This window comes from Rhabdothermincola salaria, from assembly GCF_021246445.1.
GTDB lineage: Bacteria > Actinomycetota > Acidimicrobiia > Acidimicrobiales > Acidimicrobilacustridaceae > Rhabdothermincola_A > Rhabdothermincola_A salaria.
The window spans coordinates 647,946-666,880 of the sequence record NZ_JAJQXW010000001.1; the positions used below are offsets into that span (position 1 = coordinate 647,946).

The window sequence follows — 18,935 nt, forward strand, 5'->3', positions numbered from 1 at the left end:
GGCTACGAGGGGATGAGGTCGAGGTCGGGGTCCTCGAAGCCGAGGTCCCCGGGGTCGAGTTCGTCGAGGTTGTCGGCGTCGAGGTCGTCGGCGGCCAGGCCCTCGACGGCGCCCGGGTCGAGGAACCGGTTGGGGTCGCGGCACACCGTGCCCGCCGCCGGGAGGGTGAGGTCGACCAGGAAGGTGAGCACCTCGTCGAGCACGCAGACGCTCGCCAGGAACGCGGTGTGCGACTCCGCCTCCCAGGTGAGCAGCGTGGCGGTGGCCAGGTGGTCGGCCAGGCTCTCCGCCGACGCGTACGGGGTGGGCACGTCGCCGGTGGTGCCGACGACCAGGATCGGGCCGGCCCCGTCGGCCTCGGTGACGGTGATGGGATCGGCCGCCGGCCAGTGGGCGCAGGCGGCGAGGGTGAACAGCGGATCGGGTGGGATGTCACCCACCTGGGCGTCGAGGCGGGCGAACGCGTCGCGGTAGTCGTCGATGGGCAGGTCGAGGCAGGTGATGGCCACGAACGCCGTGGCCAGGTCCGGGTCGGACTCCGCCAGGTCCTCGACCACCAGGTCCTCGATCTCGCCGTCGAGCACCAGCGCATCGAGCGCGGCGGTGCGCATCTCGTCGGGGGCGCCGACGAAGTCGTTGGCCCATTCGCGCAGGCCGCCGGCGGTGAGCTCGTCGCCGGTGTCGGCGTCGACGACGGGTTCGTCCTCGAGGCGGTCGAGCAGCGCCGCCCAGGCCGCATCGGGCTCCTGGCCCTGCGTCCACGCGCACGGGTCGGCGGTGGCCGCCGCCTCGGCGCAGCGCTGCAGGTAGCCGTCGACCAGCGCCTGCCCGGCGTTGGTCTGCTGGGCCACGAAGTCCACCGGGTCGAGGGTCAGGTCGCTGACCCCGTCGAACACGCCCGCCCGGAGCCGCTCCGGGAACGAGCTGGCGTAGGCGGTGCCCAGGTCCGAGCCGTAGGACTTGCCGTGGTAGGTGATCTGCTCGGCCCCCATCAGCTCCCGCAGGCGATCCATGTCGCGGGCGGCGGAGTTGGAACCGAAGGCGTCGAGGTTCGGGTCCGACGCGCAGGCCTCGGCGAAGGCCACCACCTCCTCCTCGAAGGCGGTGAGGGTGCCGGGGTCGTCGCCCGGGGGTTGCGGCTCGCTGCTGGGCAGGGGGGTGTCCCCGCAGTCCAGGTGGGTGGAGCGCCCGGTGCCCCGGGGGTCCATGCCCACGATGTCGAAGCGGTCGAGCTCGGCGTAGGTGGCGAAGGTGGCCGTGTAGGCGGCCGCCGACGCGCCCGGCCCGCCCTGGTTCACGAACAACGGGCCGATGGGGTCCGCCGCGGGAGCCGGGCGCATCTGCACGAACAGCTCGAGGGTGCCGCGTGTGGGGTCGTCGTAGTCGACCGGCACGACGACGATGGCACACTGGTAGTCGGCGAAGACCGCCTCCATCGAGGCCCGGATGTCGGGGTCGTCCTCGTCGGTGACGGTGCACGCCTCCCAGGCGATCTCGGTCGACTCGGGGCGGTCCGACCCGACCCCGGATCGGCTGCCGTCGTCGGGGGTCGGCCAGACGGCTCCGACCACCAGTGCGGCCACGACGAGGAGGGCGACGATCAGGCTTCGGTCACGGGGCATGGTCGGAGTCTGACAGGACCGATCCGCGGGGTAGGAACCCGACATGGCACCCCTTCCCACCAGCGAGTCCCTCACGTTCGACTTCGAGCCGTGGCTCGAGCCCTCCGGACCGGTGACGACGGTGTGGCTGCCCACACCCAGCGCCACCGACGAGGCCCGCGAGCGACTGCGGCTCGAATGGAAGAACGTCCGCGACCAGGTCGCCGAGTCGGCGCCGGCCGAGACGTTGGCGGCCCTCGATGCCGCCACCGCCGACCCCGCTCTCCATGCCGAAGGGCACAGCGTGGTGCTCTACGGCAGGGGCGACGATGTGGCCCTGGTGCCCATGGCCGACGAGGTCGATGGCGCCCGGGCCCACGTCGGCGCGTTGCCGCGGCTGACGCCGCTGCTCGTGGCCCGCCAGGCGGCCGTCCCCCACCTGGTGGTGGTCACCGACCGGGTGGGCGCCGACATCCTCGTGGTCGGCCCGACCGGGGCCACCGACGAGGCGAGCGTCGACGGCGACACCGGCAACATCGCCCGCAGCGCCCCCGGCGGCTGGTCCCAGCGCCGCTTCCAGCAGCGCGCCGAGAACACCTGGGAGCACAACGCCGCCGAGGTGGCCGACACCGTCGAACGCCTCCGTAGCGAGGTGGGCGCCCGGCTGGTGGTCGTGGTCGGCGACGAGCGGGCGGTGCAGTTCCTCACCGAGCACGCCTCGGCGGAGCTGGCCGACGTGCTCGAGGTGGTCCACGGGGCCGGCCGCAACGACGCCGACCCCTTCGAGGCCGTTGCCCACGACGTCGAGAAGCTGCTCGCCACCGTGGCCGCGGCCGACACCGTCGAGCTGTTGGACCGCTTCGGCGCGGCCCGCAACGCCGGGGGCCCCGGCGCCGCCGCCGACGGGCCGGTGCAGACCATGGAGATGCTCAGCCAGGGTCGGGTCGAGGTGCTGTTGGTGGCGGTCGACGACGCCGACGATCGCACCGCGTGCGTCGACCTCGCCACCGGCCAGCTGGCCCCGGACGGTGCCCCGCTCACCGAGCTGGGACTCCACCCGGTGGAGGTCCCGCTGGTCGACGCCACCATCTGGGCGGCGTTGCGCACCGGCGCCGAGGTGCACCTGGTGCCCGCCCACGGCCCCAACGCCCCCCGGGCCGGACTGGCCGCCCTCCTGCGCGGCTGATCCCTCGCCGGCGAGTGGCCGGTCGACCCTTCCCGCTGGTCGGTCGATCGGTCGGCCGGTCAGCCGTTCCCGTTGGTCGGCGAGCAGGTCGCGCCGACAGTCGGGCAGTCCGTCGGCGGGTCCGCCGGTCCGTCAGATGGCCCATGGGCCGATCGGCCGGTCGGCCGGTCGGCCGGTCCGCCGGCACGCCGTGCGCGGCGTCGGTCAGGAGGTGACGGGCCGCCTTTCGTCCCGGGTCACCAGTGGCGGTGGCGGGCCATGGTCTCGCGCAGGGCGTCGAACGACGGCAGCTGGGTGAGCGCCGGGAGCGGCGGCTCCTCCTCGTGGCCGGACCAGGTCAGCTCCACGAGCACGAACGCGCCCTGGCCGACATGGAAGGCCACCATGCCGCACTGCGTGCAGCGGGCCATGGCCCGAGCCGGGCTGCGGTGCAGCAGGTGCGTGGGGCCGGCCTCCCGCCAGAGCTCGTCGCGCAGCTCGTCGGCCAGGGGTCCCTCCTCGACGACCTCCCAACCGTCCCCGGCGTCGGCGGCCGTGGGCGGGCCCGAGCGATGGCCAGCCGTCATGCCCGCCAATCGTACCGCCGGCATCGGCGAGGGTCGCACCGGGTTCGACGGATCCTCGCCGGTGGGATCACGGTCGAGGTGCGGGCTCCGGGCGACCGAGGTGCCAGCCCTGGACCAGGTCCACGCCGACCTCGCGCACCACATCGAGCTGCTCGGCGGTCTCCACCCCTTCGGCCAGCACGGTGAACGGCGGGTCACCGGTGCGACCGAACGCGACCGCTCGCTCACGAAGGCGCGCGCCCGGTCGTCGTCGAGCGCGCCGCGCACCACGGCGCCGTCGAGCTCGATGACGTCGGGTCGGAGCTGCTCGGCCACGTCGAGCGAGGCATGGCCCGAACCGACGTCGTCGAGGGCCACCTGGGCTCCCATCTCGCGGTAGCGGTCGACGATCGACCGCAGGTGGGGGATGTCGCTGATGTGCTCGGTCTCGATGACCTCGAAGGTGAGCTGCTCCATCGACACCTGCGCCAAGACCAGCGTGGTGTCGCAGGTCAGGACGTGGTGCGGACCGATCGCGTCTACCCGCGCAGCACGTCACTCTGCCCGCGCCGCACGTGACGACCGCACTTCGGCTGGACCGTGGTGGCGTCTCGCACCCGCGATGCGGTGATCGGGGTGGACCGGTACCTTGACCGGGTCATGGTCGAGCCGCTGCCGTCGTCCCCCGCCCCTCGGTTGGGGTGTCGCGTCGGGCCGAGACCGGCGACGCCATGACCGTCGAGGAGCATCCGGACGGCACCGGTCCCGACGCCCCCGACCTCGGGGAGGAGCCCGATGCCCCCGACGTGGCGGACGAGCCCGGTGTCGCGGACGAGGCCGGCACCCCCGACGTGGCGCAGGAGCCCGGTGTCGCGGACGAGGCCGGCACCCCCGACGTGGCGGACGAGGCCGGCACCCCCGACGTGGCGGACGAGCCCGGTGGGTGGGGGAGGACGCCACCTGCGAGCTCTGAGAGGGAAGAGCCCACCGTCACCGGTCCCACGGGTGCCGCCCCGGGCGCCGGCGATTCGGTGCCCGTGGCCGGGCGGCCGGCAGCGGCTCCCCAAGGGTCGGGCGGACCCGTGCCGGTCGCCGAGGGGTCGGCGGACGCTCCCGTGGTACCAGGGGAAGACGCACCCGTTGCCGAGGAGGGGTCGTTGGCCGCACAGCTGGCCGCGGTGGCCGACCCGTGGCAGCGAGCCCGAATGGCCGCCCAAGCGGCCGAGTCGCTGCGGCGGGAGCTGCAGGAGGTCACCGAGGTGCTGGCCGACACGGTGAGCGCCCTCGTCGGTCGCCGCGGTGAGATCGCCCCCTCGCCTGCCGCCGGGCAGGCCATCGCCGGGGCCGAGCCCGGGCCCGCAGGGGGCGGCGGCCGCCCGGCCGAACCGCCGGCCGAAACGCCAGCTGAGCCGCTGGCGGGGTCGCCGAGCGACCGGTCGATGGGCGGGGCGGGCGACGCCGGTGCGGAGCACGGCAAGCAGATGCCCGCGCCGTCGAGCGCCGATCGGGCCCCCGACGACGAGGCCACCCCGAAGGAGCGGAGCGGTTCGGACGGGCCGTACGCGTCGAGCGGGCGGGCCATCCGGGACGGGCGGGACGCGTCGGACGGTGGCCACCGCCCGGACCAGCGAAGCGCTCCGGGCTGTCGACTGGTCGCTCTGGTCGACCCCTTCGGACTCGCCCGAGCCATCATCCCCCGGTGCCTCGACGGCGCGCTGTACATCCCCCGAGCGCTGGTCGGCCGGATCACCCCCCGCTGAGGGGCTCGGCGGGGCCTCCGGCAAGGTCTTGCCACCCAGGGCCCGCGAACCCCGGGCCACCGATCGACCCGGCCGCCGGCGGTGCCCTGCACCCCCGACTGCCAGGGTCGGACTCCGCTCGTGCCGGTCCGCGCGGCGGCCTCCGAGGCTGCGGGTCTGTGCGGTGGCGATGGTGCGGGTCAGCGGTGGCCGGGAGCCCAGGGCCACGGCGGTCTCCAGCGCCGTTCGCTCGTCGGCGGCCAGCTCGACGTCGACGGCGTCGGTCCAGCCCCGGGCCCCGAGGGCCACCGGCACCGCGCCCACGCCGACCAGCCCACCGAGCTCCCCGTCGAGCACGACCTGGGCCGGCACCACCACCTCGCGCCCCTGCACCATGGCGGTGACCAGGTCGGCCAGGGCGTGGGCGGTGACCACCTCGGTGGTGTGATCATCGCCCAGACCGGACGGAGTCGGCCGCACCGGCCAACGCGACCGGTCGCCCGGGTCGGCCCTCGACCGTTCCCCGCCGCGCCACGTGCCGCTCGACGGTGGGCCCGTCGATCGACGCTGAGCCGGCTCACGGGAGGTGGGGGCGAGGTCGTCCGGCGGCGGTCCAGCGGGTAGCTCGGCCGCGTCGGGGTGGCGCCGCCGTCGACGTGCGCTACGGTCGTCGACGAACACGGGAGCCCGGGGAGCCGGGCTGAGAGGGAGGGGCAGATCCCCTCCGACCGTTCGAACCTGATCCGGGTCATGCCGGCGCAGGGAGGTTCGGTTCACGCGTGCCCGTGTTCTCGTCGGACTCGAGCCGCCCATGCACCAACCCACTTCACCGAGGCACCCTGCCGATCCGGCCGATCCGGCCGAGCAGCCGCTGCCCGGGCACGACCGGCGCACCGTGGTGGTGGTGACCGGAGGCGAGGCGCCCGACGTGGACCTCGTCGCCGACATGCTCGCCGACGTGCCCGACGACGCCCCCGTGGTCGCCGCCGACTCCGGCATCGAGCACGCCCTGCGGCTCGGCCTCGGCATCGACCACGCCGTCGGCGACTTCGACTCGGTCGAGGCCGCCGTGCTCGCCGGCGTGGAAGCGGCGGGCACCCACGTCCAGCGCCACCCGGTGGCCAAGGACGCCACCGACCTCGAGCTGGCCCTCGACGCCGCCGTGGAGCTCGGCGCCCTGCGCGTCGTCGTCCTCGGCGGCCACGGCGGCCGCCTCGACCACTTCCTCGGCAACGCCCTGCTGCTGGCCTCACCGCGCTACGCCAACCTCGTCATCGACGGGGTCATGGGCGACGCCCGGGTGCACGTGGCCCGGCCGTGGGTGCCGACCCGCTTTCGGGGACGTCCGGGCGACCTCGTCACCCTGCTCCCCGTGAACGGTCCCGCCGAGGGCGTGAGCACCAGCGGGCTGGGCTTCCCCCTCGACATGGAGACCCTCGTCGAGGGCACGACCCGAGGGGTGTCCAACGAGATGACCGCCGACGAGGCCGAGGTGCGCCTCACCGGCGGCTGCCTCCTCGTCGTGCGTCCGGGCTGCGACGCGGACCCCGTCCCGTCGCGGCCGCTCGCCGGGTCCAGCGACTCGCCCGGGTCCCCTGACCCGTCCGGGTCCACCGGACCGTCTGCGTCCACCGACTCGACCGGGTCCGGCGACGACCCGATCGATCCCAGCCAACCCCACAACCCCGCCGGACGGCGACCGTGACCGTCCGGCCCCATCCCCACCCGAGGAGCCCCATGCCGTCCCCCGCCCCCCGTCCCGCCTCCACCGCCGGCCCGGTCCCGGCCCCCGGCCCGGCCGCCGGCCCGGCCGCCGATCCGGACCCCACCCGACGTCGCCGACCCCGCCGTGCCGCGGTCGTCGTGGCCCTGCTCACCACCCTGGTGATGGTGCTGGCCGCCTGCTCCAGCCCGGCCGACGACGACGCCGGCGACGCCGAGGTCGGCCCCGCCCTCTCCACCCCCGAAGGTGGGGTGTTCCCCGACGGCACCACCGTGCGGCTGTTGGCCCACGACTCCTTCGCCGTCAGCGAAGAGGTGCTCGACCAGTTCACCCAGTCCACCAACGTCGAGGTCGAGCTGGTCCTCGGTGGCGACGCCGTCACCCTGGTCAACCAGGCCGTCCTCACCGCCGGCAACCCTCAGGGCGACGTGCTGTTCGGGGTGGACGGCAACACCCTCACCCGGGCCGTGGAGGCCGACATCTTCGAGTCCTACGAACCTGAGGGCCTGGCCGACATCGACCCCGCCTTCACCGCGGATGCCGGCGGCGTGGTCACCCCGGTCGACTACGGCGACGTGTGCGTGAACTACGACCGGACCTGGTTCGAGGACGAGGGCCTGGCCCTGCCGACCGGGTTCGAGGACCTGGTCGACCCCGCCTATCGCGACCTGCTGGTGGTGCAGGACCCGTCGTCGTCGAGCCCCGGTCTCGCCTTCCTGCTGGGCACCATCGCCGAGATGGGCGGCGGCGACGTCACCGGTGACGACGCCCCCTGGCTCGACTACTGGCGCCAGCTGCAGGACAACGGGGTGCAGGTGGCCGACTCGTGGTCCACCGCCTACTACACCGACTTCTCCGGCTCGGAGGGCCAGGGCCCCCGCCCGCTGGTGGTGAGCTACGCCTCCAGCCCGCCCGCCGAGGTCACCGATCCCTCCATCCCTGTCGACGAGGCCCCCACCGGCACCGTGGTCGACACCTGCTACCGCCAGGTCGAGTACGCCGGCATCCTGCGGGGCACCACCGAACGGGGCGCCGCCGAGGCCCTCATCGACTTCATGATCTCGGTGCCGTTCCAGGAGGACGTGCCCGAGCAGATGTACGTGTACCCGGTCAACGACGAGGCCGCCCTGCCGGAGGTCTTCGAGACCTTCACCGCCGAGGTGTCCGACCCGCTGACGGTGCCGCCGGCCGAGGTGGCCGCCAACACCGAGCGCTGGGTGCAGCAGTGGGCCGGCATCTTCCGGTGACCGCCGCAGCCGGCCCGCCGGCGACGACCTCGCTGACCGGGCGTTGAGCGCACGGTGAGCGCACGTTGGCGATGGGGGCTGGCGGCGCTGCCGCTGGCGTTCCTCGGGGTGTTCTTCGTGTGGCCCGTCACCGCCATCGTGGTGCGGGGCCTGCGCCCCGAGGGCCAGTGGGACCTCAGCCCCATCGCCGACGTCGTCACCGACCCGGTCATCCGCCGCGTCGCCTGGTTCACGCTGTGGCAGGCGGTGGCCTCCACCGTGCTCACCCTGCTGGTGGGCCTGCCCGGCGCCGCCCTGTTCGCCCGCTACTCCTTCACCGGCAAACGGGTGATCTGGGCGGCGTTGGTGGTGCCCTTCGTGCTGCCGACGGTGGTCGTGGGCATCGCCTTCCTCGGCGTGATCGGCCCCACCGGGGTGCTCGGCCTCGACCTCTCCGGCACCGTGTGGGCCATCCTCATCGCCCACGTCTTCTTCAACTACGCCGTCGTGGTGCGCACCGTCGGCGGGTTCTGGGCCTCCCTCGACCCCGACGTGGTCGATGCCGCCCGGGTGCTCGGCGCCCCGCCGTGGCGCACCTTCCTCGAGGTGACCTGGCCCCTCCTGCGCCCGGCGGTGGCGGCCGCTGCCTCCATCGTGTTCCTCTTCACCTTCACCTCGTTCGGGGTGGTGCTCGTGCTGGGCGGCACCCGCCACCGCACCCTCGAGGTCGAGATCTACGAGCAGACGACCCAGTTCCTCGCCCTCGACGTCGCCGCCGGGCTGGCCCTGGTGCAGCTGGTGTTCGTGGTGGCCACGCTGGCCTGGTTCGCCCGTACCCAGGAACGGCGCGCCGTGGCGCTGCGGCCCCGGTCGGCGGCCGAGACGGCCCGCCCCGTGCGCGGTTGGCGGGCCCGTGCCTTCCTCGCCGCCAACCTGGCGGTCATGGCGGTGCTGTTGGTGCTGCCGCTCGGGGTGCTGGTGGTGCGCTCGTTCCGGGTGCCCGGCGGCGGATGGGGCACCGACTTCTACCGGGCGCTGTCCACCAACCCCCGGGGCTCCACGTCGTTCGTGGCCCCGGTGGAGGCCATCGCCAACTCGCTGCTGTTCGCCAGCGGCGCCACCGTGGTGGCGGTGGTCCTCGGCGCCCTCGCCGCCTGGGCCATCGCCGGGGGTGCGGGCCGGAACGGGGACCCTGCGGCGGTGGAGGTCGGGAGCGCGGACCCCGCGGCGGTGGAGGTCGCCAGCGCGGACCGGGGACGGGACCGGGGCACGTCCCGGGGGCGGCCGCTACGGCGGGGGCCGGGCGCGTGGCGGTGGGTCGACACGGCGCTGATGATCCCGCTGGGCACCTCGGCGGTGACGGTGGGCTTCGGCTTCCTCATCGCCCTCGACGAACCACCCCTCGACCTGCGCGACTCGCTGTGGCTGATCCCCCTCGCCCATGCCATCGTGGCCCTCCCGTTCGTGATCCGCCTGGTGGTGCCCGCCCTGCGGGCCATCGACCCGGCCTTGCGCGAAGCCGCCGGCACCCTCGGGGCGTCGCCGTGGCGGGTGTGGCGAGAGGTCGACCTGCCTGTCGTCGGCCGGGCCCTGGCCGCCGCCGCCGGCTTCGCCTTCGCCGTCTCGCTGGGGGAGTTCGGCGCCACCGTGTTCCTCGTCCAGGTGGACCGGCCCACCCTGCCGGTGGCCATCTACCGTTTCCTCGGTCGGCCCGGCCCCCTCGAGTTCGGTCAGGCCATGGCCCTGTCCACCATCTTGATGGCCCTCACCGTGGTCGTCGTGCTGGTCATCGATCGGCTCCGGCCCGCCGGCGCCTCGGAGTTCTGACGTGCCTGCCGCCCCCGCTGCTCCCGCCACCCTCACCGTCGACCACCTCACCGTCCGCTTCCCCGACGCGGAGCGCCCGGCGGTCGACGACGTCACCCTCGACGTGGCCGCCGGCGAGGTGGTGGCTCTCCTCGGACCGTCGGGGTGCGGCAAGACCACCGTGCTGCGCGGCGTCGCCGGCCTGCAGAGCCCCACCTCGGGTCGCGTCCTCCTCGACGGGGTCGACGTCACCGCGCTGCCGGCCCACCGGCGTGGCGTCGGGCTCATGTTCCAGGACTACGCCCTGTTCCCGCACCGCGACGTGGGCGCCAACGTGGCCTTCGGCCTGCGCATGCTGGGCCGGTCCAAGGACGAGCAGCGCCGCCGGGTGGCCGAGGTCCTCGACATGGTGGGCCTGGCGGGCTGGGAGTCTCGGGCCGTGGCCCCGCTGTCGGGCGGCGAGCAGCAGCGCGTGGCGCTGGCCCGCGCCCTGGCCCCGGCCCCCGGGGTGCTGCTGCTCGACGAGCCCCTGGGCGCCCTCGACCGCAGCCTGCGCGACCGGCTGTTGCCCGAGATGGCCGAGCTGTTCCGGACGCTCGGCACCACCGTGCTGCACGTCACCCACGACCAGGGCGAGGCCCTGGGCATGGCCGACCGCGTGGTGGTGATGGACGAGGGCCGCATCGCCCAAATCGGGTCCCCGGCCGAGGTGTGGACCCGTCCCGCCACCGCGTCGGTGGCCCGCTTCTTGGGCTTCGCCAACGTCGACGACGACCACCTCGTCCGCCCCGACGCCGTGGAGCTGACCGCCCTGCCCGACCAGGCGGCGCCTGCGGTCGGGGGCGTCGAGGCGCGAGCGCCGGGCGGCCCGACACCGGTTGCCGGGGAGCGGGGAGTCGGGGTGGTGGAGGCGGTGGTCTTCACCGGCGCACGGGCCGAGGTGCGCGTCCGCCTGACCGACGGGTCGGTGCTGGAGGCCAGCGTGGCCACCGGCGCCGTCCTCGCCCCCGGGGGTCCGGGTCTGCCCCGGGTGGGCGAGCGAGTGGGCGTGGCGGTCGACCCCTCGGGGGTCGTGGCCTTCCCCTGATCCCCCGGGTTTCGGGCGGTCCGGCGTGCTGGAGAGGGTGGCTGGACCGGTGCCGTCCTCGCGCCCGGGGGTACGCGTCTGCCGCGGGTGGGGGGCGCGTCGGTGTGGGGGTGGCTTCCTCAGGGGTGATGGTCTTCTCTCGAGCCACCCCATGGTCTGGGCGGTCCGTGCACTGGAGGGGAGGCTGGACCGGGCGAGGGGCCCGGGTCGCGCCTCGGGGTCCGGCGAGGAGGCGGTGCGGGCCGGACGGTCACAGGGGGCCGGTAGCGTCGGCGGGATGGGAGAGACCGGGGTGCACGAGCCGGCCCGGCGCATCGCCGTGGTCACCCCCGAGTGGCCCACCACCGAGGACGACCCCGGCGCCGAGGCGCTGCACGCCGAACGGCTCTGCGTGGCCCTGCTGGAGGCGGGTTGGACCCCGGAGGTGTTCTGCCCGGCCGACGAAGCCGGCCCCCTCGACGACGACGGCATCCTGGTGCACCGGGTGCCTCGCGGTGTGCCGCCTCCCGGCATGCCGCTCGCCGAGGGCGTTGAGCGCATCCTCGACCGGTCCATCCTGGCCGCCGGGCTGCGCAAGGCCACCAACCGTCGCGAGCTCCTGGCCAGCACCCGCATGCAGGAACGGCGCCAGTACTTCGAGCGCCAGAGCGAGGCTCGCGATCTCGGCGCCGCGGTCGAGGATCGTCAGAAGGAGGCCCCTTTCCAGGCCGCCATCTCCACCGAGGCCGGCTTGGCCGGGCTGTTCGTGCCGGCCCGGCGCAGTCGCCCCCACATCGTGCGGGCCACCAGCGCTCCCGAGGCGTGGCGGGTGGCCGACGAGGACAACTCCCCGCACCGGCGCCGCATGGTGGCCGACCAACAGAAGGTCCTCACCCAGGCCCAGGCGGTCTACGCCTCCAGTGCGGTGGTGGCCGACGCCGTGCTCGACGAGCTCGGGGTGGAGGCCACTGTGCTGGCGCCACCGATGCCGGTGCAGCCCGACACCGGCGCCCGTCGGCGCGGCCTGCCGCGCCGGTACCTCGCCCTCTGCGGGCCCCTCGACCTGCGCCACGGGGCCATCACCCTCGCCGCGGCGTTGCCGATCGCCTGGCGCCAGGCGCCGGACCTGGCCATCGTGCTGGCCGGGCCGGTCGACCGCATGCTCCTGGCCGACTGGCGCGCCGAGTGGCGCGACCAGGGACGTCTGGTCACCCACGTGGGCGAGCTCCTCGGCCTCGACCGCACCATCGAGCGGCGCCCACCGCGCACCAAGGCCGACATGCGCCGCCGGGCGGCCCGCGACGCCGATCCCTCCGAGGGCGCCGACCCCGATTCCGCCCAGGCATCGGGCCCGGGTGGCGCAGGCGCGGTCGACGACGATGCGTCGTCCGGCAACGTGCGCCGCTCCGGCTCGGGCTCCGCGGGCGGGAATGCGGCCAAGGGGTCGGACATCCACGACAGCAGCTCCCGGGCGACGGTGGCCGGCGCCCTCGGCGCGCCGGTGCCGGAGGGTCCGGGGGAGCCGCTCGGTGGTGGCGACCTGGTGGCCATCGCCGCCCGAGCGGTGGCTGTCGTGGTGCCGCCCCTGTTCGACGACGTCGACGAGGTGGCGCTGCAGGCCTTGGCCGCCGGCGTGCCCGTCATCGCCTCGTCCAAGTCCGGCACCGCCTCGCTGGTGGAGCCGGGGCGCACCGGCACCGTGGTGCCGGCCGGTTCGCCGAGTCAGCTGGCGGCTGCGCTCGTGGAGGCGTGGACGGGGGCCTGGGGTGTGCCCGAACGGGTCGACCTCGCCGGCACCCCGGCCGAGGCCGCCGCACCCCACGTGGCCGTGCAGGCCTTGTTGGCCCACGTGGCCGAGGTCCGCGAGCAGTGGCGGGAGGAGGCCCCCCAGGGCTGATCCCCGCCGCGTCGCCAACAGTGCCCGTCGGCCAGGCCCGAGGCCGACGGTGTGAGCCGATCTCGGGCCCGAACAGGGTGCCCGGCGACGTCAGCCCGGCATGGGTCGGCGGACCGAGCTTCGCTCGTCGCGCGGGTCGTGCGGGTCGTGCGGGTCGTGCGGGTCGTGCGGGTCGTGCGGGTCGTGCGGGTCGTGCGGGTCGTGGGGTCGTGGGGTCGTGGGGTCGTGGGGTGGGCTGCTGGCGGGGTTCCACGGCAGCGCTTGTCGTGGTCGGGGTGGGCTGCTGGCGCGGTTCCACGGCAGCGCTTGTCGTGGTCGGGGTGGGCTGCTGGCGGGGTTCCACGGCAGCGCTTGTCGTGGTCGGGGTGGGCTGCTGGCGGGGTTCCACGGCAGCGCTTGTCGCGGTTGCCGGTGGGCTGCCCGCAGCGACTGGCCGCGACCCGGCGTCAGGTGCGGGTCATCTGGCGCACCCCCTCACCCGGCTGCCACAGGTTGACGGTGAGGGTGCCGGCATCGGGGTTGACCTCGGTGAGGATGACCTGGCGCAGGTCGAAGCGGAACAGGTGGCTCTCGTCGGCCGGCGGTCCCTCCGTGCCGTCGGGGCCACCGAGCGATTCGTAGAAGGCGGCGTGCTCGGCGCCGGTGACCTCCTCGGCGTGGGCGTCGAACTTGGCGTCGCCGCCGACCATGTGGCGGTCCGACGGGTTGGCGTGCACCGCGCAGCGGGGATCGCGCTGCAGGTCGAGGGCCTTGCGGGCCTGCCACATGGACCCGGCGACCACGTCGTCGCCCCAGAAGTGCACCTCGGTACCGCTGAGCCGGGGCGTGCCGTCGGCCCGGAGGGTGCCGAGCACGTGGTGGGTGTTGGCGGCGAAGCGGGCGCGGACCCTGTCGGCCAGCTCCGGCGCCTCGTCGTGGAACATCTGCCAGGAAGCCATCTCTCCATCATCGCCAGCCCCTGGGACAGGCGCCGTCGAGGCCTCCGCCTCGCCAGGCTCGGTGGGACCCGGCCGTGTCGGGTCTGAGAGCGGAGGGGTTCGACATCCGGCGGTGTCCGGCCCTCGGTGGGGGGATGCCCGGCGATATCCGGCCCGCGCCGTGGGGCGGGTGGACGTCTGGGCAGTGTCCGGGTCGCGCCGGGGGCGGGTGCACGCACAGCGATGTCCGGCTCGCGCCGGGGGCGGGTGCACGCACAGCGGTGGCCTGTCCGTGCCGTGGGGCGGGTGGACGTCCGGTGATGTCCGGTCCGCGGCGGGGGAGCGGGCAGACTCGGTGGCGATGGACGTGAACGCCTCGCTCGACGCCCCCTGCCCGCCCGACCGGCTCCGCCAGTGGGTCGACGACCTCGAGCGCTACCCGGCCTGGCTCTCCATCGTTCCCCGCGCCGAGCGTGAGGCCGCCGTCGGCCACTCTGCCGATCCGGACCTCCCCGGCGCCCTGGATGCTCCTGCCGGCCCGGGTGGCTCCGGCGACGCCGACCGTTCAACCGGATCGGGCGGCGTCGGCGACGGCGACAGCGACGGCGACGGCGACGGTTCAGCCGACACCGACGAGCCGCCGGCGTGGTCGGTGGAGCTGCGGGCCACGCTCGGCCCGCTGGCCCGCTCCAAGCGTCTCCGCATGGTGCGCACCGTCGACGAGGCCGATCACCTGCGCTTCGAACGCCGAGAGACGGACGGGCGGGAGCACTCGCCGTGGGTCCTCGACGCCACCATCGTTCCCCTCGAGGGCGGCGCCGCCAGCCGGCTCGTCATGAACCTCCACTACGGCGGGTCGTTCGGCGGCAACCTGCTCGAACGCCTCCTCGGCGACGAGATCGAGCGCTCCAAGCCCTGCCTCCTGGACCTGGTGTCCGACCCCGCCTGACCCTCCCGCAATCTCTTTCTTGCATGAGATCGTCGCGCTGGAGCACGCCGAACCCATGCAGGAAGCGGTTCTGGCGGGCTTCTTGCATCGAATCGTCGCGCTGGAGCACGCCGAACGGATGCAGGAAGCGGTGCCGGTCGGGTGAGGCGGGTGGACCATGCGCGGCGCGGAACGGCCGGCCTCCGAGGAGGCCGGCCGTCGTGTCGTCTCAGGTGGGTCGTCCCTCAGGAGGGTCGACCCGGGGTCAGGCTTGGGCGAGGCGGCGGCGGAACAGCGCCACCAGGGCGGCGCCGGCGGCGAGCACGAGGCCGCCGAAGGCGACCAGCGGCGTCACGATGCCGCCGGTGTAGGGCAGCACGCCGGCCGGCGTGACCGGGGCGGGAGCCGGTGGGGTGGGAGCGGCGGCCACGGTGATGCCGAGCACCTCGCTGTAGGGCTCACCGGCGGCATCGGTGCCCGAGATGACCACCTCGCACTCGCCGACGGGGAGGTCGGCGGGCAGGGGGAAGGTGGCTCGCACCCGGCCGTCGGCGTCGACGACGGCGGTGCCGACCTCGATGCCGCAGACGGTGACGGTGACGGTGGTGCCCGGCATCCAACCGCCGGTGTCGATGTCGATGTCACCGCCGGGGACCAGGTTCGAGTCGTCGACCACCTCGCCGGTGGGGGCGGCCAGCACCTCGAGGGTGCCGTCGACCCAGGCGATGTCGTAGTTGGTGGAGGTGAGCCCGTCGCAGGTGATGGGGTAGTCGCCGACGGGCGACGCCAGCACGGCGGTGGTGGTGCAGGCGAGGGTGCCGTCGAGGTCGGCGGCGTCGTCACCGGCCACGAAGCCGGCGTAGGAGACGGAGAAGCTCGGGTTGGCCACGCCGGTCACCCGCTGGGCGTCCTGGGCGGTGATGGTGAGGTCGGCGGCGGTGACGTCGAGGGTGCCGTCGATCCAGTCGATGTCGTAGTTGGTGGTGGTGAGGCCGTCGCAGGCGATCGGGTACCCGCCGACCGCACTGTCGGTCACGGCGGTGGTGGTGCAGGTGAGGGTGCCGTCGAGGTCGGCGGGGCCCTCGCCGAGCACGAAGCCGGCGTAGGAGACCGTGAAGTCCGGGTTGTCGGCGCCGTACACGCGGGTGTCGTCGTCGACGGTGATGGTGAGGTCGGCGGCGGTGACGTCGAGGGTGCCGTCGATCCAGTCGATGTCGTAGTTGGTGGTGGTGAGGCCGTCGCAGGCGATCGGGTACCCGCCGACCGGGCTCTCGAGCACGGCGGTGGTGGTGCACGCGAGGGTGCCGTCGAGGTCGGCGGGGCCCTCGCCGAGCACGAAGCCGGCGTAGGAGACCGTGAGCTCGGGGTTGTCGGCGCCGTAGGCGCGGGACAGGTCGTCGGCGGTGATGGTGAGCGGCGCCGGGTCGGCGTAGATCACGGTGGCCCCGAGCGACGGAAGGAAGCTCCCCGACGGCACGTAGACCGCACCCGGTGCGATGTGGCCCAGGTCGGTGGGGGTGACGGTGACGTCGCAGGAGGCGGCCCGGTCGCTGATGCCGGCGAGCGTGCACGGCGAGCCCTGCACGTCGAGGCGGTTGAGGATCGTGTCCACGTAGGCGGTGCCGGTGGGGACCTTCTTGGCGCCCATCCAGCCCGGGGCGATGTCGGTGACGGTGATGGTGCACGTCGACGGGCTGCCGTAGGTGTCGGCGTCGGGGCACGACACGGCGGTGGTGGTGGGGTGCGGCAGGCCGTTGGCGTCGGCCGGACGGCTGGTGCCGACGAGCATCGTCGTGGTGGCGGCCAGGACCAGCAGCGCGGCGGCGATGAGCCGCGCGCTGGCACGAGGAAGGTGGAGGTGGGGCACGAGGCGTCCTTGTCGATCGGTTGTCCAGTGGCTCGCGGCGGTTTCCCGCTCGCCGCGGCGCCCCTGTGCCTACCACGTCGCCCACCCCCACCCGCGCACCCACGCACCCGCGCACCAGCGCACCCGCGCACCATCGCTCCTCTGGGGTTCTTGCATGGAATCGTCGCGGTGGAGTGCGTCGAAACCATGCAGGAACGGTTCTGGGCCGGGGCGAACGGGGGCGGAGGCCTCCGGCGGGCCCGGCGGGTGCAGGGCGGGTCGGCGGGGCGGGGCCGTCCGGCGGGTCGGAGGGTCGGAGGGTCGCAGGCCGGTCCTAGCCTGGGGATCATGACGGTCACCGACGCCAACGCCGAGCACGCCGACACCCCGAACGACCCCGATCTCACCGCCGCCGACATCGCCTGGGACCTCGAACCCCTCGTCGCCGGCAAGGGCACCGAGGGCGTCGACGAGTTGATGGCCCGCGCCGACGAGGTGGCCACCGCCATCGAGGGCTACCGCGGGCGCATCCCCGGCCTCGACGCCGCCGGTCTGGCCGAGCTCATGGGCCACGTGGCCGACCTGCAGGACGCTCTCGGCCGGGCCGGCTCCTACGTGAGCCTGCGCTTCGCCGTCGACACCCTCGACGCCGAGCTCGGCGCCGCCATGCAGCGCTTCTCCGAGCAGGCCACCGCCATCTCCAACCGGGTGCTGTTCGTCGAGCTCGAGTGGGCCGAGGTCGACGACGCCCGCGCCACCGAGCTCACCGCCGATCCCGCCCTCGAGTTCTGCCGCCACCACCTGCGCTCGGCCCGCCGCTACCACCCGTACCTGCTCACCGAGCCCGAGGAGCAGATCCTCGGCGAGAAGGCCGTCACCGGCTCGAGCGCCTGGAGCCGGCTCTTCAGCGAGCTCACCTCGGCCATCACCGTCGACCTGCCCGACGGCCCGACATCGCTCGAGCAGGCCCTCAGCGTGCTGGGCTCACCGACCCGCGACGACCGCCGGGTCGCCGCCGAGGCCGTCACCGCCGCCCTCGAACCGGGCCTGCGCACCCGAGGCTTCGTCTACAACACCCTCATGGCCGACCTGGCCAGCGACGACCGGCTGCGGGGCCACGACAGCTGGATCGCCAGCCGCAACCTGTCCAACGAGGCCAGCGACGAGTCGGTGCAGGCGCTCGTCGACAGCGTGGTGGCCCGCTACGACATCCCGCAACGCTGGTACGCCCTCAAGGCCCAGCTCCTCGGCGTCGACCGCCTGGCCGACTACGACCGCAACTCCTCGGTGGCCGACGTGGAGGAGACGTTCGGGTGGAGCGAGGCCAGCGAGCTGGTGCTCGACGCGTACGGCTCGTTCTCCGGCGAGCTGGCCGGCGTGGTCCAGCGCTTCTTCGACGACCGCTGGGTCGACGCCCCCGTGCGGGCCGGCAAGCGTCCCGGCGCCTTCTGCGCCTACACCGTCCCTTCGGCCCACCCGTACCTGTTGCTCAACTGGACCAGCCGCCGCCGCGACGTGCTCACCCTGGCCCACGAGCTGGGCCACGGCCTGCATGCCTACCTGGCGCGCGAGCAGGGCGTTTTCCACCAGGCCACCCCGCTCACCCTGGCCGAGACGGCGTCGGTGTTCGGTGAGACGGTCACCTTCGGCCGCCTCCTCGACGAGACCACCGACCCGGCGGCCCGGCTGGCCCTGCTGGCCGAGAGCCTCGAGGGCCAGATCGCCACCGTCTTCCGTCAGGTGGCCATGAACCGCTTCGAGGATGCGGCCCACACCCGGCGTCGCACCGAGGGCGAGCTGTCGGTCGAGGCGTTCGGCGACGAGTGGGAGCGCACCCAGCGCGACATGCTCGGCGACGCCGTGGAGCTCACCCCCGGCTACCGCACGTGGTGGAGCTACATCCCGCACTTCATCGGCACGCCCGGCTACGTGTACGCCTACGCCTACGGCCAGCTGCTGGCCCTGGCGGTGTACGCCCGCTACGAGGCCGAAGGGGCGGGGTTCGTGCCGGCCTACCTCGACCTGCTGCGCGCCGGTGGCTCCTTGCCGCCCGAGGAGCTGGGCCGCATCGTCGGCGTCGACCTGGCCGACCCCGGGTTCTGGGACGGCGGCCTCGCCATCATCGACGCCCAGCTCGCCGCCGCCGAGCAGGCCGCACGCGACGCCGGCCGCCTCTGACGCATCGCGCCCGGTCCCGCGCGGGCGGATCGCCAGCGACGGCCGGCGGCTGCACCACGTCGCCGGTCGACCAGAAGGGACCGGCGCCGCGGGCGTCCCGGGTCGGTCGAGTCAGTGGCGGGCGAAGGCCCGGCGCCCCAGGATCACGGCGCCGGCGATGAGCGCCAGCGTGACGAGCAGCAGCCACGCCAGCCCTTCGATGAGGGCCCCGATGCCGATGAGCAGGGCGAGGACGATGAGGACGATCACGACGACGGTCATCGCCGTCCTCTACCCG

15 protein-coding genes, 1 pseudogene and 1 riboswitch are annotated in these 18,935 nt (G+C 74.4%); of the genes and pseudogenes, 10 read left to right on the forward strand and 6 right to left on the reverse strand.

Annotated features, from left to right (window positions below):
• Positions 1 to 2: 2 nt before the first annotated feature.
• On the reverse strand, positions 3 to 1,622 hold the full coding sequence (locus LUW87_RS02980) for an alpha/beta hydrolase (protein ID WP_232669586.1): 1,620 nt from the start codon (positions 1,620 to 1,622) through the stop codon (positions 3 to 5).
• 43 nt (positions 1,623 to 1,665) lie between these two features.
• Between LUW87_RS02980 and LUW87_RS02985 the strand changes: the two genes are divergently transcribed.
• Positions 1,666 to 2,787 (forward strand): baeRF2 domain-containing protein, encoded by a 1,122-nt coding sequence (locus LUW87_RS02985; protein WP_232669587.1) that lies wholly within the window; start codon positions 1,666 to 1,668, stop codon positions 2,785 to 2,787.
• 633 nt (positions 2,788 to 3,420) lie between these two features.
• On the opposite strand, the gene LUW87_RS19020 is transcribed toward LUW87_RS02985, so the two are convergent.
• The gene (locus LUW87_RS19020) at positions 3,421 to 3,534 is read right to left on the reverse strand and encodes an EAL domain-containing protein (RefSeq protein WP_346742416.1); all 114 of its coding nucleotides are present in this window, start codon (positions 3,532 to 3,534) and stop codon (positions 3,421 to 3,423) included.
• Between the two features lie 53 nt (positions 3,535 to 3,587).
• A pseudogene (locus tag LUW87_RS19025) lies at positions 3,588 to 3,809 on the reverse strand (EAL domain-containing protein); the annotation flags it as partial.
• Positions 3,810 to 4,033: 224 nt separating this feature from the next.
• On the opposite strand from LUW87_RS19025, the gene LUW87_RS02995 reads away from it, so the two are divergent.
• From LUW87_RS02995 to LUW87_RS03020, 6 genes are all read left to right on the forward strand, one after another.
• Complete coding sequence (locus LUW87_RS02995) at positions 4,034 to 5,092, forward strand: hypothetical protein (RefSeq protein ID WP_232669589.1); 1,059 nt, start codon at positions 4,034 to 4,036, stop codon at positions 5,090 to 5,092.
• Positions 5,093 to 5,740: 648 nt separating this feature from the next.
• A riboswitch (TPP riboswitch) is annotated at positions 5,741 to 5,854 on the forward strand.
• Positions 5,855 to 5,975: 121 nt separating this feature from the next.
• The gene (locus LUW87_RS03000; RefSeq protein ID WP_232669590.1) at positions 5,976 to 6,776 is read left to right on the forward strand and encodes a thiamine diphosphokinase; all 801 of its coding nucleotides are present in this window, start codon (positions 5,976 to 5,978) and stop codon (positions 6,774 to 6,776) included.
• A 32-nt stretch (positions 6,777 to 6,808) separates the two neighbouring features.
• Positions 6,809 to 8,041, forward strand: a complete 1,233-nt coding sequence (locus LUW87_RS03005; RefSeq protein ID WP_232669591.1) for a thiamine ABC transporter substrate-binding protein — start codon at positions 6,809 to 6,811, stop codon at positions 8,039 to 8,041.
• 54 nt (positions 8,042 to 8,095) lie between these two features.
• On the forward strand, positions 8,096 to 9,847 hold the full coding sequence (locus LUW87_RS03010; protein ID WP_232669592.1) for an ABC transporter permease: 1,752 nt from the start codon (positions 8,096 to 8,098) through the stop codon (positions 9,845 to 9,847).
• Between the two features lies 1 nt (position 9,848).
• Complete coding sequence (locus LUW87_RS19030; RefSeq protein WP_232669593.1) at positions 9,849 to 10,913, forward strand: ABC transporter ATP-binding protein; 1,065 nt, start codon at positions 9,849 to 9,851, stop codon at positions 10,911 to 10,913.
• A 277-nt stretch (positions 10,914 to 11,190) separates the two neighbouring features.
• Positions 11,191 to 12,789 carry a glycosyltransferase gene (locus LUW87_RS03020; RefSeq protein WP_232669594.1) on the forward strand — a complete coding sequence of 533 codons (1,599 nt, stop codon included), beginning with the start codon at positions 11,191 to 11,193 and terminating at the stop codon, positions 12,787 to 12,789.
• A 446-nt stretch (positions 12,790 to 13,235) separates the two neighbouring features.
• Here LUW87_RS03020 and LUW87_RS03025 read toward each other — a convergent pair whose 3' ends face one another.
• Positions 13,236 to 13,727 carry a pyridoxamine 5'-phosphate oxidase family protein gene (locus LUW87_RS03025; RefSeq protein ID WP_232669595.1) on the reverse strand — a complete coding sequence of 164 codons (492 nt, stop codon included), beginning with the start codon at positions 13,725 to 13,727 and terminating at the stop codon, positions 13,236 to 13,238.
• Between the two features lie 340 nt (positions 13,728 to 14,067).
• Between LUW87_RS03025 and LUW87_RS03030 the strand changes: the two genes are divergently transcribed.
• Positions 14,068 to 14,655, forward strand: a complete 588-nt coding sequence (locus LUW87_RS03030; RefSeq protein ID WP_232669596.1) for a hypothetical protein — start codon at positions 14,068 to 14,070, stop codon at positions 14,653 to 14,655.
• A gap of 19 nt (positions 14,656 to 14,674) precedes the next feature.
• Entirely contained in the window at positions 14,675 to 14,800 is a 126-nt protein-coding gene (locus LUW87_RS18620) for a hypothetical protein (RefSeq protein ID WP_283250860.1), read from the forward strand.
• A 99-nt stretch (positions 14,801 to 14,899) separates the two neighbouring features.
• Here the strand turns inward: LUW87_RS18620 and LUW87_RS03035 are convergent, their stop codons facing one another.
• Positions 14,900 to 16,501, reverse strand: coding sequence for an MBG domain-containing protein (locus tag LUW87_RS03035; RefSeq protein WP_232669597.1), 1,602 nt, complete (start codon positions 16,499 to 16,501; stop codon positions 14,900 to 14,902).
• 327 nt (positions 16,502 to 16,828) lie between these two features.
• Here LUW87_RS03035 and LUW87_RS03040 point away from each other — a divergent pair, with 327 nt between their 5' ends.
• A complete protein-coding gene (locus tag LUW87_RS03040) occupies positions 16,829 to 18,658 on the forward strand; it encodes a M3 family oligoendopeptidase (protein WP_232669598.1) in 1,830 nt (609 codons plus the stop codon).
• Positions 18,659 to 18,769: 111 nt separating this feature from the next.
• On the opposite strand, the gene LUW87_RS03045 is transcribed toward LUW87_RS03040, so the two are convergent.
• Positions 18,770 to 18,919, reverse strand: a complete 150-nt coding sequence (locus tag LUW87_RS03045; RefSeq protein WP_232669599.1) for a hypothetical protein — start codon at positions 18,917 to 18,919, stop codon at positions 18,770 to 18,772.
• Positions 18,920 to 18,935: the final 16 nt, after the last annotated feature.